This is a genomic window from Streptomyces sp. NPDC006602 (assembly GCF_042870385.1).
GTDB lineage: Bacteria > Actinomycetota > Actinomycetes > Streptomycetales > Streptomycetaceae > Streptomyces.
The window spans coordinates 85,181-99,911 of record NZ_JBIAHG010000019.1 but is presented as its reverse complement, the minus strand read 5'-3'; the positions used below and the strand labels follow the sequence as shown (position 1 = coordinate 99,911).

At 71.6% G+C, this 14,731-nt stretch carries 16 protein-coding genes; 5 read left to right on the top strand and 11 right to left on the bottom strand.

Going from position 1 to position 14,731, the window contains the following annotated elements:
- The first annotated feature begins 10 nt into the window (after positions 1-10).
- Positions 11-826, top strand: coding sequence for an ABC transporter ATP-binding protein (locus tag ACFYO2_RS34250; RefSeq protein ID WP_388356921.1), 816 nt, complete (start codon positions 11-13; stop codon positions 824-826).
- Here ACFYO2_RS34250 and ACFYO2_RS34245 read toward each other — a convergent pair.
- From ACFYO2_RS34245 to ACFYO2_RS34215, 7 genes are all read right to left on the bottom strand, one after another.
- Positions 820-1,527, bottom strand: coding sequence for a GntR family transcriptional regulator (locus ACFYO2_RS34245; protein WP_388356919.1), 708 nt, complete (start codon positions 1,525-1,527; stop codon positions 820-822). The genes ACFYO2_RS34250 and ACFYO2_RS34245 overlap by 7 nt on opposite strands.
- Positions 1,528-1,590: 63 nt before the next feature.
- Positions 1,591-2,592 (bottom strand): proline racemase family protein, encoded by a 1,002-nt coding sequence (locus tag ACFYO2_RS34240; protein ID WP_388356917.1) that lies wholly within the window; start codon positions 2,590-2,592, stop codon positions 1,591-1,593.
- A gap of 44 nt (positions 2,593-2,636) precedes the next feature.
- Positions 2,637-3,533 carry a dihydrodipicolinate synthase family protein gene (locus tag ACFYO2_RS34235; RefSeq protein ID WP_388356915.1) on the bottom strand — a complete coding sequence of 299 codons (897 nt, stop codon included), beginning with the start codon at positions 3,531-3,533 and terminating at the stop codon, positions 2,637-2,639.
- A 126-nt stretch (positions 3,534-3,659) separates the two neighbouring features.
- A complete protein-coding gene (locus tag ACFYO2_RS34230; RefSeq protein ID WP_388356914.1) occupies positions 3,660-5,075 on the bottom strand; it encodes an FAD-dependent oxidoreductase in 1,416 nt (471 codons plus the stop codon).
- Positions 5,068-5,370: a (2Fe-2S)-binding protein gene (locus ACFYO2_RS34225; RefSeq protein ID WP_388356912.1), complete on the bottom strand. Its 303-nt coding sequence runs from the start codon at positions 5,368-5,370 to the stop codon at positions 5,068-5,070. The genes ACFYO2_RS34230 and ACFYO2_RS34225 overlap by 8 nt, the downstream gene beginning before the upstream one ends.
- Positions 5,367-6,518, bottom strand: coding sequence for an NAD(P)/FAD-dependent oxidoreductase (locus ACFYO2_RS34220; RefSeq protein ID WP_388356909.1), 1,152 nt, complete (start codon positions 6,516-6,518; stop codon positions 5,367-5,369). The genes ACFYO2_RS34225 and ACFYO2_RS34220 overlap by 4 nt, the downstream gene beginning before the upstream one ends.
- A 129-nt stretch (positions 6,519-6,647) precedes the next feature.
- A complete protein-coding gene (locus ACFYO2_RS34215) occupies positions 6,648-7,322 on the bottom strand; it encodes a hypothetical protein (RefSeq protein ID WP_388356907.1) in 675 nt (224 codons plus the stop codon).
- Positions 7,323-7,546: 224 nt separating this feature from the next.
- Between ACFYO2_RS34215 and ACFYO2_RS34210 the strand changes: the two genes are divergently transcribed.
- Positions 7,547-8,203 (top strand): helix-turn-helix domain-containing protein, encoded by a 657-nt coding sequence (locus ACFYO2_RS34210; protein ID WP_388356905.1) that lies wholly within the window; start codon positions 7,547-7,549, stop codon positions 8,201-8,203.
- A 32-nt stretch (positions 8,204-8,235) separates the two neighbouring features.
- A complete protein-coding gene (locus ACFYO2_RS34205; protein WP_388357043.1) occupies positions 8,236-8,766 on the top strand; it encodes a toxin-antitoxin system, toxin component in 531 nt (176 codons plus the stop codon).
- Positions 8,767-8,780: 14 nt separating this feature from the next.
- Here the strand turns inward: ACFYO2_RS34205 and ACFYO2_RS34200 are convergent, their stop codons facing one another.
- A complete protein-coding gene (locus ACFYO2_RS34200; protein ID WP_388356902.1) occupies positions 8,781-9,824 on the bottom strand; it encodes an alpha/beta fold hydrolase in 1,044 nt (347 codons plus the stop codon).
- A gap of 221 nt (positions 9,825-10,045) precedes the next feature.
- Here ACFYO2_RS34200 and ACFYO2_RS34195 point away from each other — a divergent pair, with 221 nt between their 5' ends.
- On the top strand, positions 10,046-10,285 hold the full coding sequence (locus tag ACFYO2_RS34195) for a hypothetical protein (RefSeq protein ID WP_388356900.1): 240 nt from the start codon (positions 10,046-10,048) through the stop codon (positions 10,283-10,285).
- A 34-nt stretch (positions 10,286-10,319) separates the two neighbouring features.
- Here ACFYO2_RS34195 and ACFYO2_RS34190 read toward each other — a convergent pair whose 3' ends face one another.
- Complete coding sequence (locus ACFYO2_RS34190; protein ID WP_388356897.1) at positions 10,320-11,000, bottom strand: 4'-phosphopantetheinyl transferase; 681 nt, start codon at positions 10,998-11,000, stop codon at positions 10,320-10,322.
- Positions 10,997-11,857 (bottom strand): metallophosphoesterase family protein, encoded by an 861-nt coding sequence (locus ACFYO2_RS34185; protein WP_388356895.1) that lies wholly within the window; start codon positions 11,855-11,857, stop codon positions 10,997-10,999. The genes ACFYO2_RS34190 and ACFYO2_RS34185 overlap by 4 nt, the downstream gene beginning before the upstream one ends.
- 312 nt (positions 11,858-12,169) lie before the next feature.
- Here ACFYO2_RS34185 and ACFYO2_RS34180 point away from each other — a divergent pair, with 312 nt between their 5' ends.
- A complete protein-coding gene (locus ACFYO2_RS34180; RefSeq protein ID WP_388356892.1) occupies positions 12,170-13,354 on the top strand; it encodes an ATP-grasp domain-containing protein in 1,185 nt (394 codons plus the stop codon).
- A gap of 73 nt (positions 13,355-13,427) precedes the next feature.
- Here ACFYO2_RS34180 and ACFYO2_RS34175 read toward each other — a convergent pair whose 3' ends face one another.
- Entirely contained in the window at positions 13,428-14,678 is a 1,251-nt protein-coding gene (locus ACFYO2_RS34175) for an alpha-L-fucosidase (protein ID WP_388356890.1), read from the bottom strand.
- Between the last annotated feature and the right edge of the window lie 53 nt (positions 14,679-14,731).

The window sequence follows — 14,731 nt, the reverse complement described above, 5'->3', positions numbered from 1 at the left end:
AGGGCGGTCCATGCACCCGCTTCTCGCCGTATCCGGCCTGAACAAGGTCTACGAGGGGTCCGGCCGCCGCGTGGAAGCCGTACGCGACCTGATTTTCACCGTCGAGGCGGGCGAACTCGTCTGCCTCGTCGGCCCGTCGGGCTGCGGCAAGACCACCCTGCTGAAGTGCATGGGCGGACTGCTGACGCCGACGGGCGGCGAAGTACTGCTGGAGGGACGCAAGGTGAACGGCCCGCCGCCCGGGATGGCGTTCGTCTTCCAGGAGTACGGACGCAGCCTGTTCCCCTGGATGCGGGTCGCCCAGAACGTCGAACTCCCCCTGAAGCAGAAGGACGTGACCAAGGCACGGCGTCGGGAGCTGGTGGCGGACGCGCTGGAGTCGGTCGGCCTCGCGGACGCCGCCGACGCCTACCCCTGGCAGCTGTCCGGCGGTATGCAGCAGCGGGTCGCCATCGCCCGCGCGCTGGCGTACGAGCCCCAGGTCCTGCTGATGGACGAGCCGTTCGCCGCGGTCGACGCGCAGACCCGCGCCGACCTGGAGGACCTCGTACGCGGGCTGTGGCGGGAGCGCGGGATCACGATCCTGTTCGTCACCCACGACATCGACGAGGCCATCTACCTGGGCCAGCGGGTGGTCGTCCTGTCCTCCTCCCCCACCGTGGTGCAGGAACAGATCAAGGTCGACCTGCCGGACGAGCGAGACCAGTTGCACACCCGGGTGGCCCCTCGCTTCGCCGAGCTGCGGACCCATGTGTACGAGCAGATCCAGGCGGCGAAGCGCGGGGAGGTCACCGCCAAGGCGGATGCGCCTCCGTCACCTCACTGAACTGGGCCGCGGGCCGCCCACAGCCCGCGGACATGGCCGAGATGACGGGTCATGACCTCGCGTACCGCGTCCTGGTCACGCGCCAGCAGCGCGTCGAGGAGTTCGAGGTGTTCCTCGGCGGAGGCCAGCAGGCGGCCCCCTTCCAGCAGCGCGGTGAGGCCGTACAGCCGGGAGCGCCCCCGCAGGTCGCCGACGACCTCGACGAGGTGCGCGTTGCCCGCGAGGGCCAGCAGGCCGAGGTGGAAGCGGGTGTCGGCCTCGACGTACGCGATGAGGTCACCGGCCACCGCGGCGTGGACGATCTCCCGGGCGGCCGGGCGCAGCGCCTCCAGCGAGACCGGGTCGGCGGCATGGGCCAGCTCCACCACCGTGGGGATCTCGACGAGCGCGCGGATGTGCGTGTACTCGTCGAGCTGCCTCTCGGAGACGGCCGTGACCCGGAAGCCCTTGTTGGGCACGGTGTCGACGAGGCCCTCCTTGACCAGGTCCAGCATGGCCTCGCGCACCGGCGTCGCGGAGACGCCGAAGCGGGCGGCGAGCGCGGGCGCCGAGTACACGTCGCCGGGCCGCAGCTCACCGGCGATCAACGCGGCCCGCAGCGCGTCGGCGACTCGCTCGCGGTAGCTGCTCTTCTTGCCGCCCAGCGTGGGCAGGGCGGGGGCAGCGGCGGACGGGGCGCTGGTGCGCTGGGCGGCGGGCATGGGGGTTCTCCTAGTGGTGCAATGTCACGTGTTACCGGTCATTGTCCTCGACGTCCAGAGCGTCTAGAGGACGAATCCGGCCGGGAACGGGTCGGTCGGGTCGAGCAGGTACTGGGCGGTGCCGGTGATCCAGGCCCGGCCGGTGAAGCTGGGCAGGACGGCCGGGCGGCCCGCGACCTCGGTGGTGCCGAGGAGACGGCCGGTGAAGTGCGTACCGATGAAGGACTCGTTCACGAACTCGGTGTTCAGGGGCAGTTCGCCGCGCGCGTGGAGCTGGGCCATGCGGGCGCTGGTGCCGGTGCCGCAGGGTGAGCGGTCGAACCAGCCGGGGTGGATCGCCATGGCGTGCCGGGAGTGGCGGGCGGTGGCGCCGGGGGCGATCAGGTGGACGTGGTGACAGCCGCGGATGGACGGGTCCTCGGGATGGACGGGTTCCTCCTCGGCGTTGATCGCCTCCATGAGGGACAGGCCGGCCTCGAGGATGTCGTCCTTGCGGGCCCGGTCGAAGGGCAGCCCGAACTGCTCCAGCGGCAGGATGGCGTAGAAGTTGCCGCCGTACGCCATGTCGTATGTCACCGTGCGCCCGTCGGCGAGGGTGATCTTGCGGTCGAGGGCGACGGAGAAGGACGGGACGTTCCTGAGGGTGACCGCCTTCGCGGCGCCGTCCTGAACCGCCACCTCGGCGACGACCACTCCGGCCGGGGTGTCGAGCCGGATCGTGGTGACCGGCTCGACGACCTCGACCATGCCGGTCTCCACGAGCACGGTCGCCACGCCGATCGTGCCGTGCCCGCACATGGGCAGATAACCCGAGACCTCGATGTAGACGACGCCCCAGTCGCAGTCGGGGCGGGTGGGCGGCTGGAGGATGGCGCCGCTCATCGCCGCGTGGCCGCGCGGCTCGTTCATCAGGAGCTGCTTGACGTCGTCGCGGTGCTCACGGAAGTACAGGCGCCGCTCGTTCATGGTCGCGCCGGGGATGGTGCCGATGCCGCCGGTGATCACGCGGGTGGGCATGCCCTCGGTGTGCGAGTCGACGGCGTGCAGGACGAGTTTGCTGCGCATGACGCTCCTGATGAACCTGCTCGAATCCGATGGGGGGGGACTGCTTACGCGAGTCCGGCCGCGACCGCCTTCTCGGTGGCCGTGCGGACGGCGGCCTCCTGCTCGGGCAGCAGTGGCACGCGCGGCGGGCGCACGGGTCCGCCGTGGCGGCCGACGATGTCCATGGACAGTTTGATGGCCTGCACGAACTCGACCTTCGAGTCCCAGCGCAGCAGCGGGTGCAGCTGCTCGTACAGCTTCTTGGCCGTGCCCAGGTCGCCGCCGACGGCCGCGCGGTAGAGCTCGACGCTCGCGGCGGGCAGCGCGTTGGGGTAACCCGCGACCCAGCCCTTGGCACCCGCGATCGCGAGCTCCAGCAGCACGTCGTCGGCGCCGATCAACAGGTCCAGTTCCGGGGCGAGTTCGGCGAGCCGGTAGGCGCGGCGGACGTCGCCGGAGAACTCCTTGACGGCGTGGATGTACCCCTCGCCGTGCAACTCGGCGAGCAGTTCGGGCACCAGGTCGACCTTGGTGTCGATGGGGTTGTTGTAGGCGACGATCGGCACGCCCGCCTCGGCGACCTCGGCGTAGTGGGCGAGGACGGAGCGTTCGTCGGCACGGTAGGCGTTGGGCGGCAGCAGCATCACGGCCGCGCAGCCCGCGTCGCGCGCCTGCTCGGCCCAGCGGCGGGCCTCGGCGGAGCCGTAGGCGGCGACCCCGGGCATGACACGCTCACCGCCGATGGCGGCGACGGCCGTCTCGACGACCTTGGCCCGTTCCTCGGGGGTGAGGACCTGGTACTCGCCGAGCGAGCCGTTCGGTACGACGCCGTCGCAGCCGTTCTCGACCAGCCAGGCGCAGTGCTCGGCGAACCTGCCGTGGTCGACGGAGAGGTCGCCGTTCAGCGGGAGGGCGGTGGCGACGAGGACGCCGCGCCAGGGTCGGGATTCGGTGAGGGTCATCCGGTGCCCCATCTCAATAGGGTGTGACATTTTACTGGTCGGTCAACGAGTCTGGAACGGGTCTGGAACTGACTGACTGATGATGATCTGGAACTGATCTGGAAGCAGCTGACGGGACGAAGGCGCTCAGTCCTCCTCGGACTCTCCGGCGTGGGCCAGCACACCGAGCGGCACCGGGCGCGCGAACGGCCGCCGGGACGGCGTGAACTCGCACCCGGCGAGCCCCGCGACCGCGGGCCCGCACATCCGGCCCTGGCACCAGCCCATCCCGGCCCGCGTCAGCAGCTTCACGGTGCGCAGGTCACCGGCGCCGAGTTCCGTGACGGCCTCGCGGATCGCGCCGCCGGTGACCTCCTCGCAGCGGCAGACGACGGTGTCGTCCGTGACCTGCTCGGTCCAGTGCGCGGGTGGCGCGTACACGCCGTCGAGCGCGGCGAAGAAGGCCCGCAGTCGGGTACGGGCCTTGGCCGCGGCCGCCCATGTGCGCGGGTCGGGTGCGGTGTCGTGCAGGCGGGCCGCGACGGAGCGTCCGGCGATGTGTCCCTCGGCGAGGGAGAGGGCCGCGCCGCCGATGCCGGTGGTCTCGCCCGCCGCCCAGACGCCCGGGACGCCGGTGCGTTGTTCGTCGTCGACATGGACGTTCGGCCCGTCGAGGCGGCATCCCAGTGTTTCCGCGAGGTCGGTGTGCGGCAGCATGCCGTGGCCGACGGCGAGGGTGTCACAGGGGATACGGCGCCCGGTGCCCGGCCGCACGCGTCCTCCGACATCGAGTGCGGCGACGGTGACCGCCTCCAGCCGCTCGCTGCCGTGCGCCTCGACGACGGCGTGCCCCACGAGGAGCCGCACCCGGCTGCGCAGCAACCGGGCCGCGTATCGGGCGCCTTCGGCGACCTTGGCCGGCTGGGCGGCCAGTGCGCGGGTCCGCCGTACGAACGCTCTGGGATCGGCGGACTCGACGAGCGCGGCCACCTCCACCCCGGCCGCGGCGAGGCCGGTCGCCACGGGCAGCAGCAGCGGCCCGGTCCCGGCGACGACCGCGGTACGGCCGGACACCACGAGGGCACCCTTGAGCAAGGCCTGGGCGCCGCCCGCGGTGACGACGCCGGGGAGGGTCCAGCCGGGGAACGGCAGCACCTTCTCGTAGCCGCCGGTGGCGAGGAGGACGGCGTCGGCACGTACCTCGACCGGGTCCACCTGCTCGGGGCCGAGCAGGGCGTGCACGGTGAAGCCCTTGTCGTGTCGCTCGACGAACCAGACGTGATGGTCCGTCAAATGGGTCACAGCGCCGGTCTTCACGCCGGTGCGCAAGCCGTCCCTCAGTCGTTCCCAGGTCCGCCACCGGTGATGCAGGGCCTGCGGGCGGGCGGCGCGCAGTTCGCTCGCCGGCTGACGGTAGAACTGCCCGCCCGCCTCCGCGGCCGAGTCGAGCAGCGTGACGCGTACCCCGTGAGCCGCCGCGGCGACGGTGGCGGCGAGACCCGCGGGTCCCGCGCCGATCACCGCGAGATGCGGTACGACTGCCTCCCGTGCCCGCTCAGTCATCGTGGCCCGTCCCCTCCTGCGTACGGATGGCGTCACCCGGATGCAAGGTCACCAGGCAAGCACGCTGGTTCGGGCGGTCGTTGACGGTGACCAGGCAGTCGAAGCAGACACCGATCCCGCAGAAGATGCCGCGCGGGCGGCCCTCGCCGCGGGTGGTGCGCCAGGAGGTGACGCCGGCCGCCCAGAGCGCGGCGGCGACCGTCCGGCCGGGCAGTGCCTCGATCGCACGGCCGTCGAGGGTGACCGTGAAGGCGGGGCCCGGCCGGGCTCCGGCCAGGTCCAGGGGGGAGCTCATGCGGCCTCCTCGGTGAAGCGGTCGGGTCTGAACGGCGTCAGGTCCAGTTCGGGGGTCTTCGCGGTCAACGCCTGCGCGATCAATTGCCCGGTGCCGGTGGCGAGGCCGATGCCCGCGCCCTCGTGCCCGCAGGCGTGGTACAGCCCGGGGGCGCGGGGGTCGGGGCCGATGGCGGGCAGGTGGTCGGGCATGTAGGGGCGGAAGCCGAGGTAGGCGCGCAGGGCGCGGACGTCCGACAGGAAGGGGAACAGCAGGGTCGCGCCGGCCGCCAGGGCGCGTACGGGCGGCAGCGAGAACGTCCGGTCGAAGCCGACCCGTTCCCGGCTCGCGCCGATCAGGATCGGCCCGGCCGCCGTGCCCTCGACGACCGGCGAGGTCTGCAGCGCGGCCGAGTCGCTGGCCACGTCGGCCACGTAGTCGGCGGCGTACACCTTGTGGTGGACCATGCGCGGCAGCGGTTCGGTGACGAGGACGAAGCCTCGGCGCGGGAGGACGGGGAGGGCCGTCCCGGCCAGGGCGGCCAGTTCGGATCCCCAGGTGCCGGCCGCGTTGACGACGGCGGGCGCGTGGATGTCCCCTCGGCCGGTACGCACTCCACGCACAGCACCGTCCGGGGTGCGCAGTACCTCGGTCACGGTACGGCCGGTGAGCAGCCGGGCGCCCGACGCGCGGACCAGGTGGGCGGCGGCCAGGGCGGGCATCACCTGGCAGTCCTGGGGGTAGTGGACGGCGCCCGGAAGCCCCGGCGCGAGATGGGGTTCGAGGTCGTACAGCGCGTCGCCTTCGACAGGTTCGGCGACGACTCCGACGGCGCGCTGCTGTGCCGCGAGACGCTCCAGTGCGGCGAGTGAGTCGGGCGAAGAGGCCACGACGACACCCCCCTTGGCCTCGTACTCGACGAACTGACCGAACTGGTCGGCGAGTTCGGCCCACAGACGGCCGGACAGCAGGGCGAGGTCCAGTTCCGGACCCGGTTCCTTGTCGGAGACCAGCAGGTTGCCCTCGCCGCCGCCGGTCGTGCCGCCGGCCACCGGTCCGCGGTCGACGACGGTGACGTCGAGGCCGGCCCGGGCCGCGTACAGCGCGCAGGCGGCGCCGACCATCCCGGCTCCGACGACCACGACATCGCAGGTCAGTCGCTCGCTCACGTCAGTACTATGTCACATACCTCCCTGGCTGAGAACGGCACCGCGGCACAAGTGAGTGGCAGCAGAAGACAGAACAGAAAGTCGCCTTTGACGAGGCGCCGTCGGCGACCTGAACGCCGACGGTGCCTGTCAGACCTCGGGGGCGGGCACCACGCTGAGATGGTGACCTGCCGTACGGCGCGGGCGCACCGCCCGTCGCGCCGGGGCCGCCGGGCGGCGGGCGGGGCGCAGAACCAGCGTCAGCCGGGTGTAGCCCATGTCGGCCAGGGTCCTGGGCGTCTCGTCGACGACCCGGCACTCGGTGGCGCCCCAGCGCGGGTCGGGATGCTTCAGCGGACGGACCGCGCCGTCATGCTCGACCGCCCGCTCGCCGACCGCGCGGATCCAGTGCGGCAGGCCCTGCCGGTAGGCGGCCTCCATGATGGGGTCCTGGGCGATGTCCCGGCGGATCGACTGCAGGCCGTGGTCGTGGCCGTGCCGCTCCACGGCGGCGGCGAAGTGCGCCAGCATCGGCAGGCACCAGCGTGACTCGTGCTCACCGAGGACGGTGTGCGCGTCCGGGTGGAAGAGCACGAACCTCAGGAAGTTGTCGCCCGGCATCGCTGTCGGGTGAGGGCCCACGCCACGGAAAAGTGACGCGAAAGCCGTGTTGGCCAGGACGACGTCCCAGCGATGGTCGAGGACGACGGAGGGAAAGGGAACGGACTCCAGGAGGGTGGCGTAGTCCTGGAGATACGCCTGGGCCTCAAGACTCTCGGGGACTGGCCGCGGTACCGACCGCTGCCCACCTGCCTGATACGCCATCGGGAGGTCACCCCTCTTGCCTATGCGGCCTTCTCGCGGCCTTGTTGATCCTGGTGCCCCGACGCAAGGCGTGTCAACTATCGTGGCATTCCGTGCCTGTTGACGGCTGAAATTGGCCACAGTTGTGGCGAGACCTGGATGTAAGTTCGAACAACCCGCTACTCTCCGGGAAGTTCACGGCAACCGCTTGTGAGAAGCCAGTGAGAAACGTAGGAGATCTGTCGGTGTCGGAAGGCTTCGAGGGCCCGGGCGACGTGGCGTCGACGGTACTGCCGGCCGTCGTAGTCCGCGTCACCGCGCTCGCGGACCGGCTCGGCGTGCCGCACGCGGAGGTCTTCGACACCGGACGGCTGTCCGTCGCCTCCGGCGTGACCGAGCCCGTGGTCAAAGCCCTGCTGAGCGGCCGGCCCGCCGGCGAGCCCGATGTGCAGGCGCGGTTCCTGCAACGCCTGGACCTGCTGCGCCGCACCCGGCTCAAGCCGAACGGCCGCAAGTACACCCAGCAGGAGATCGCCGACGGCGCCGGCATGTCCCGGCAGCAGGCCGGAGCGCTCATCAACGGCGACCGGCGTCCCACCATGGAGCACTGCGACGCCATCCAGCGCTTCTTCCGGGTGCACGCCGGGTTCCTCACGGCCGAAGACCCCGAGGCGCTGGCGGGCACCCTGCAGCGCACCGAGCAGGAGCTCCTGCAGAAGCTCGCCGACCGTGAGCGACAGGCGGCCGCGGCCGCCGACGATCCGCTGGAGCGGCTGTTGCAGGACCACGGCGTCCGCGGGATCGCCTGGCGGGCCGCACAGCTGCCCACCGACCAGCACCGCGACAAGGTGGCGGAGTGGCTGGACATGCTCTTGGAAAGCGTCAAGCGGCCCGAGTCGTGACCCGGGGGAGAACTGTGGGCATCGGTAAGGAAATGCGCCGCCTGTGCGGCGAGCTGGTGGCGGAGCTGACCCTTCCCGCACCGGCACGGCCCGCGGACCTGTACGGCGCCCTGTGCGGCGCGATGAGCAGACGGCGCGGCCGCCCGGTCCACTTCCGTACCTCCGCCTTCCCGCCCGGCACGGCCAGCGGGCTGTGGCTCGACATGGCCGACCAGGACCTCGTGGTGATCGAGGAACGCACCGCGCCCGACCACCAGTTGGTGATTCTCGGCCATGAGCTGTGGCACATGAACGCCGGGCACTGCAGCCACCACGTCGAGGGCGCGGCGGTCGCGGCCCGCTTACTGTGCGACGACGCGGACCTGCAGGCGACGGTCCTGAAGGTCGCCGCCCGCAGCCGGTTCGACCAGACCGACGAGAAGCAGGCCGAACGCTTCGGCCTGCTCCTCGCCAGCAAGTGCCGTGCCTGGCTGGCAGGTTCGTCACTGCGGGGGCCGGTGCAGCGCGATCATCTGGCGGGGCGGATCGAGGCGTCGCTCGGCTACCTGGGATCGCAGGGCTGACGCCCCGAGGCCACTCATGTGGCACTGCGTTCGCTGGCCTCCCGCATATCCCGCTCCACGGCCCGGTTGCGGGCGGAGTCCGGCCGCCCCGCTGACGTCCCAGGTCGCCCCGAGCACAGCAGGTCGCGCCAGTGGTCGCGGCTCCAGTGGGCGGGTTCCGTACCGGCGGTGAACTCCTCCACGAGGGCGACGAAGCGGGCCGGGTCGGTGTGGAACGGGAAATGGCCGGCCTGTTCGAAGATCTCCAGTCGGCTGCCCGGCATCGCCTCGTGGGCCCCGTAGGCGTGCCGCACGGGCACCACGCTGTCCCGGTCGCCCCACAGGAGCATGGTGGGCATGCCCTCGGTCAGGTAGCAGCGGTCGAGCATGGTCACGACCTGTCCGCGCCAGTCGACGACCGCGCGCAGGGTGCGGATGAAGGCGTTGCGGGAGGTTTCGTCGGGCAGCGCGTCCACGAGGGTGAGCAACTCGGGGGCGTCCTGGCCGAGGTCGGTGTCGAGGAGCTTCATCAGGCGGACCGCGAGGCCCACTTGGAGACGCATGCCGGGCAGGCGGAGGCCGGCCAGCATGAGGTGGGCACCGGGCAGGGACACCAGCCGCAGGACGGGGGTGACCTCGCGGCCGACGCCACCCGCGCTGACCAGGATGAGCCGTTCGGTGCGCTCGGGGAACTGGTAGGCGAACTGCATGGCCACGCCGCCGCCGAGGGAGTGTCCGACGAGGGTCGCGGACTCGATGCCGAGGGTGGTGAGCAGGTCGCGCACGCCGTTGGCGTAGGCGGCCACCGAGTAGTCGGCGCGGGGCTTGTCGGAGTGGCCGTGGCCGAGGAGATCGGGGGCGATGACGGTGTGGGTGCGGGCGAGGTCGGGGATGAGTTCGGCCCAGGTGGCGGAGGAGTCCCCGATGCCGTGGATGAGCACCAGCGCCGGCCCCTTGCCGGCCATGCGGAAGGCACGGCGGTAGCCGTGCACGACGCGGTACTGCAGTTCGAGTTCTGTGTCGCCCACCGAGCGCAGCCGTACGGTGCGCGCGGGGTGACGTCGCGGGGCGTCGACCACGCGCTCGCCTCCCGTTCCCTTGGCCGCGGCCTGGCGGCCGAAAGCCCTTCAGGTCAGCGTAAAGGGCCATTCCCTCCGGGGATTTCGGGGAGGTTTCGCCTCCGCTAAGCGGGCGAACCGACGCGTACGGCGGCCGGATTGTCAGTGGTGGACGGCAAGCTGGATGTGCGCCGCCGTCCGGGGGCGCACGACCGACGACGCCGACATGGGGGAGCCGCCCGATGCCCACCGCCGTACTGACCGACCGCGAGCGCACCGCCGTACAGGCCTATCTGCGGCTGCTGCACACCGTGCGCGCGGCTTTCGACGTGGCGCCCGGCCCGCCGCGGGCCGCCCGGCCACCCGTGGTTCCGCCCGCCGTCCTCGCCGAGGCGGAAGAGGCCCTGGCCCGGGCGGGCCTGGTGGGCAACGAGGAGGCGTTCTTCCGGCTGTTGCACACCTGGTGCCCACCCGACGCGTAGCGCAGGACGTGTCAGCCGTGTCGCACCGCGTCCGTCAGGCGTGCCGCACGGCGACCGCCGTCGCCACCAGCCCCTGCCGTGCGGTCCAGCGGCCCTCGAAGTGTCCGAGCCGTCGCCCGCCCACCGTCGGTCCCGGTACGAGGAGTTCGGCGCGGAGGGTGCCGCCGAGCCGCTCGCCGGGGGCGACGAGGATCTCGATGTCGGCCTCGCTGAAGTCCAGCCACTGCCCGGTGAGGGGGAACCATGCCTTGTAGACGGACTCCTTGGCGCTGAACAGGAGCCGGTCCCAGTGTGTGCCGGGGTGGTCCTGGGCGAGCCGCAGCAGCCGGTCGCGTTCCGCGGGCAGCGACACCGAGTGCAGGACGCCGTCGGGCAGCGGGCCGTCGGGTTCGGCGTCGATGCCCACTGAGGCGAGGTCGGTGGCGCGGACCAGGGCGGCGGCGCAGTATCCGTCGCAGTGGGTCATGCTGCCGGTGAGGCCGGCCGGCCAACGCGGTGCGCCGCGTTCCCCGGGCAGGACGGGCTGCGGTGGCACGCCGAGCTTCTCCATGGCCCGGCGGGCGCAGCCGCGTACGGCGGTGAACTCGCGGCGCCTCTTGGGCACCGCCTGGGTCAGGACGGCCTCTTCCTCGGGGTACAGGCGCGTGTTCACGGGTTCGTCGTGGGCGTACGCCTCCACGGCCACCACCGTGGCCGGCAGGAGTTCCTCGATCATCGCGCCCCGGCCTCCCTCGGCACGATCCGCCGCAGTCGCCCCGGCGGCTCCTGGCGTTTGCGCCATTCGCGGGGGTATCCGACGGACACCTCCTCGAAGCGGACGCCCTCGTGCCAGGTGGTGCGGGGGATGTGGAGATGGCCGTAGACCATGGTCTCGACGCGGAACCTGCGGTGCCAGTCGGCGGTGCGGGTGGTGCCGCACCACATGGCGAACTCGGGGTGCCACAGGACCTCGGTGGGGTGCCGGTCCAGCGGGTAGTGGTTGACGAGGATGGTGGGCAGGTCGTCGGGCAGGGCGGCGAGCCTGCGTTCGGTCTCGGCGACCCGGGCGCGGCACCAGGCCTCGCGGGACGGGTAGGGGTCGGGGTGCAGCAGGTACTCGTCGTTGCACACGATGCCCGTGCCGTGCGCGTACTCCAGCCCCTGGTCCTTGGTCACGCAGCCGGCCGGCAGGAAGGAGTAGTCGTACAGGAGGAACAGCGGTGCCACGACGACCGGGCCGCCCGGGCCCTGCCACACGGGGTAGGGGTCCTCGGGTGTCGTGACGCCGAGTTCCCGGCACAGGGCGACGAGGTGGTCGTAGCGGGCGACTCCGCGCAGGGTGACGGGGTCCTTGGGGTGGGTCCACAGTTCGTGGTTGCCGGGGGCCCACAGGACCTTTCGGAAGCGGCCGGCGAGGGTTTCCAGGGCCCAGCGGATGTCGGACACGGTCTCCGAGACGTCGCCGGCCACCAGGAGCCAGTCCTCGTCCGTCTCGGGGCGCATGTTCTCGACGAGCGCGCGGTTCTCCTCGTACCCGATGTGCAGATCGCTGATGGCCAGCAGCTGTCCGGCACCGCCGACCGTCGACGTCACTTCCGCCCCCTCCGAGCACCTCAAGAGGACCACGAGAACACAGTGGCCCTTCGAAGGACAAGGCGGCATCGGGTCGACCGATCTTCCGGCGCGGCGCGTGACACGCGATCATGCCCCCCACCACGGGAGTAAGCATGATCGGGAAATCCGTAACACGCACGTTGCACGCGGCACCCCTGCAAAGCCGTATGATCGCCCCAACACCACCGCTCATGAACGCCCTTCGCACGGGGCGGTTTGGTGTTCCTCCAACCACCCTGCCCGGGCACGGGCGTGCTCCGCCCTGCCCGCGAACCGTGAAAGGCGGCCTGCATGGTCTCTCGCGTACGCGTCTGGCTCAACCGCACGTACGCGGAGAACGTGTTCTTCATGGATCAGCTGCGGCGAAATCCCAGCGACCGCGCCGTCGAGATCCATGCAACGCACGGCGACGCGGACTCCCCCGTACTGGCCGCGGCCGACACCGCAGACCTGGAGCCGGAGGGCCTGTCCCCGGCCGCGTACGTCGAGTACGCGCTCGACCAGTGTGCGCGGCGCGGCATCGACGTCTTCGTGCCCCGGCTGCACCAGTCGGCGATCGTGACGCACCGCGCCGACTTCGAGGCGGTGGGTACGGCCCTGCTGGCCCCGCCGCCCGAAGCCGTGGCGGTCTTCCACGACAAGGTGATCGCCTACGAGGCGGTCCAGGCGATCGGCGCGCCGGTGCCGCCGTGGTGGCGGGTCCGCAACGCCGACGAACTCGTCGCCGCTGTCGAGGAGTTGGAGGCGGGCGGCTACAAGGCGTGCTTCAAGCCGGCGTCCGGTGCGGGCGGGGTGGGCTTCCGTGTGATCACGCGCGCCCCCTTCTCACTCATGCACCTCAACGGCTTCCCGAGCCCGTACGTGCCGCTGGATCTGGTGCTGGAGGCCCTCGATCAGGCCGCGGAGGACGGGGAGGAGCAGGTCGACTGGCTGGTCATGCCGCGGCTGGAGCAGCCGGAGGTGTCGGTGGACTGTCTCACCGGCCCCGACAACCGGATCCGGCTGGCCATCGGCCGCACCAAGAACGGCCGCCGCCGCGGGTTCACGCTCGCCGAGCAGTGGCTGGAGCCGGCGCGGCGGATCGCGGAGGGCTTCGGTCTGCACTATCTGTCCAACATCCAGTTCCGGATGTTCGGTGAGACGCCGGTCCTGATGGACGTCAACACACGCCCGGCGGGCGGACTGCACCAGCTGGCGCTGTGCGGGGTCAACGCCCCGTGGGCGGCTGTGCAGTTGGCGCTGGGCGAGGATCCGGGCGAGATCATGCCGCCGTTCCTGGGTCAGGACTACACGGTGGTGTCGGGCCCGCGCCAGTTGCGTCCGGTGTCCCTCCCGCAGCAGCGCGCGGAGGTGCCGGACCCGCTGCCGACGACCCCCGCCCCGGCCTCACAGCCGGCGGAGCCGATCACCGCGGAGACCGACACCACGGCGTCCGCGACGGCTTCGGCTTCCGCTTCGGCCATCGCACCGGCCTAGCCGCTCCCGTCACGCACTCACCCGCGCCGACCGCGAACGCGGCGGCGCGGCTGCGGACCGGGGGAAGTCCGCCTCAGAAGCGGCCCGACCCCCGATACAGTTCCACCTCCCCGTCCAGCTCGAGGGCCAGGACGGTGGCGTGCGGATCGAGGTCGGCCGCGGTGGGCGGGTCGATCCACAGCACGCCGACGGCCTCGTGGAGTCCGCCGACCACCCGGTGGGCGAGCTCGGTGCCGGTGCCGAGGACGGTGACCCCGCGGACCGGCGTGACGAGGCCGCGTACGCCGATCTCGGCACGCGGGATGTCGTAGAGGGTGAGGTAGAGGGTGCGGCGGTCGGCCGAGAGGGTGCTGGGCCCGTAGTGGTGCCCGGCCGGCAGCCCGCGCACCGTGCCGTACACGGCCTCGGAGTGTTTGCGGATCCACTCCCCCAGGCCTTCGAGGCGCTCGACCTGCGGCTCGGGGATGGTGCCGTCCTCCATCGGGCCGACGTCGAGGAGGAGGTTGCCGCCCCCGCCGATGGTCTCGGTGAAGTAGCGGATCAGCTGGGTGAGCGACTTGTGGTTGTGGTCGTGGTGCTGGTAGCCCCACGAGTCGTTGATCGTCAGGCACAGCTCCCAGGGCCCGTCGGGCGGTTCGATGGGGGCGCCCTGTTCGGGGGTGGCGTAGTCGCCCTCGCTGAGCATGCGGGCGTTGAAGACGACGTCGGGCGAGTACGAGCGGATGAGCGCCGCGAGTTCCTTGATGCGCCACTGCTCCTCGCTGCGGTCCCACTCGCCGTCGAACCACATCAGGTCGGGCCGGTAGCGGGAGGCCAGCTCGCGGATCTGGCCGTCGCGGTAGGCGATGAACCGCTCCCAGGCATCGAGGTCCTCGAACTCGGCCGCGACCTCGGAGTAGCGGTTGTCCTCCTGTTCCGGCGGGCGGCCCGGCTTGCGGGTGCTGGCGTAGTCGGGGTGGTTCCAGTCGGAGTGGGAGTAGTACAGGCCGACCTTGAGGCCCTTCTCGCGCAGGGCGTCGGCGTAGGGGCCGATGTGGTCGCGGCCGAGGTTGAGGTCGCCGTACGCGGTGTCCCACAGGGCGACGCCGTCGTGGTGGCGGCTGGTGAGGACGGCGTATCGGGCGCCTGCCCGGGCGAAGAGCTCGGCCCAGGCGCGCGGGTCGTAGTTGGCTGCGGTGAAGCGGTCGAGCTGGGACATGTACTGCTCGTGCGGCACGATGTCGTCGTAGAACGACCACGATTCCTGGACGCCGTCGACGGCGTAGATCCCCCAGTGGACGAAGATCCCCAACTTTGCGTCGGTGAACCACGGCTGCATGGGCACGGCTGAACTCCTCGCAGAACAAGGTCACTTCGGGAAGGGGGCGGGCGCGCGGC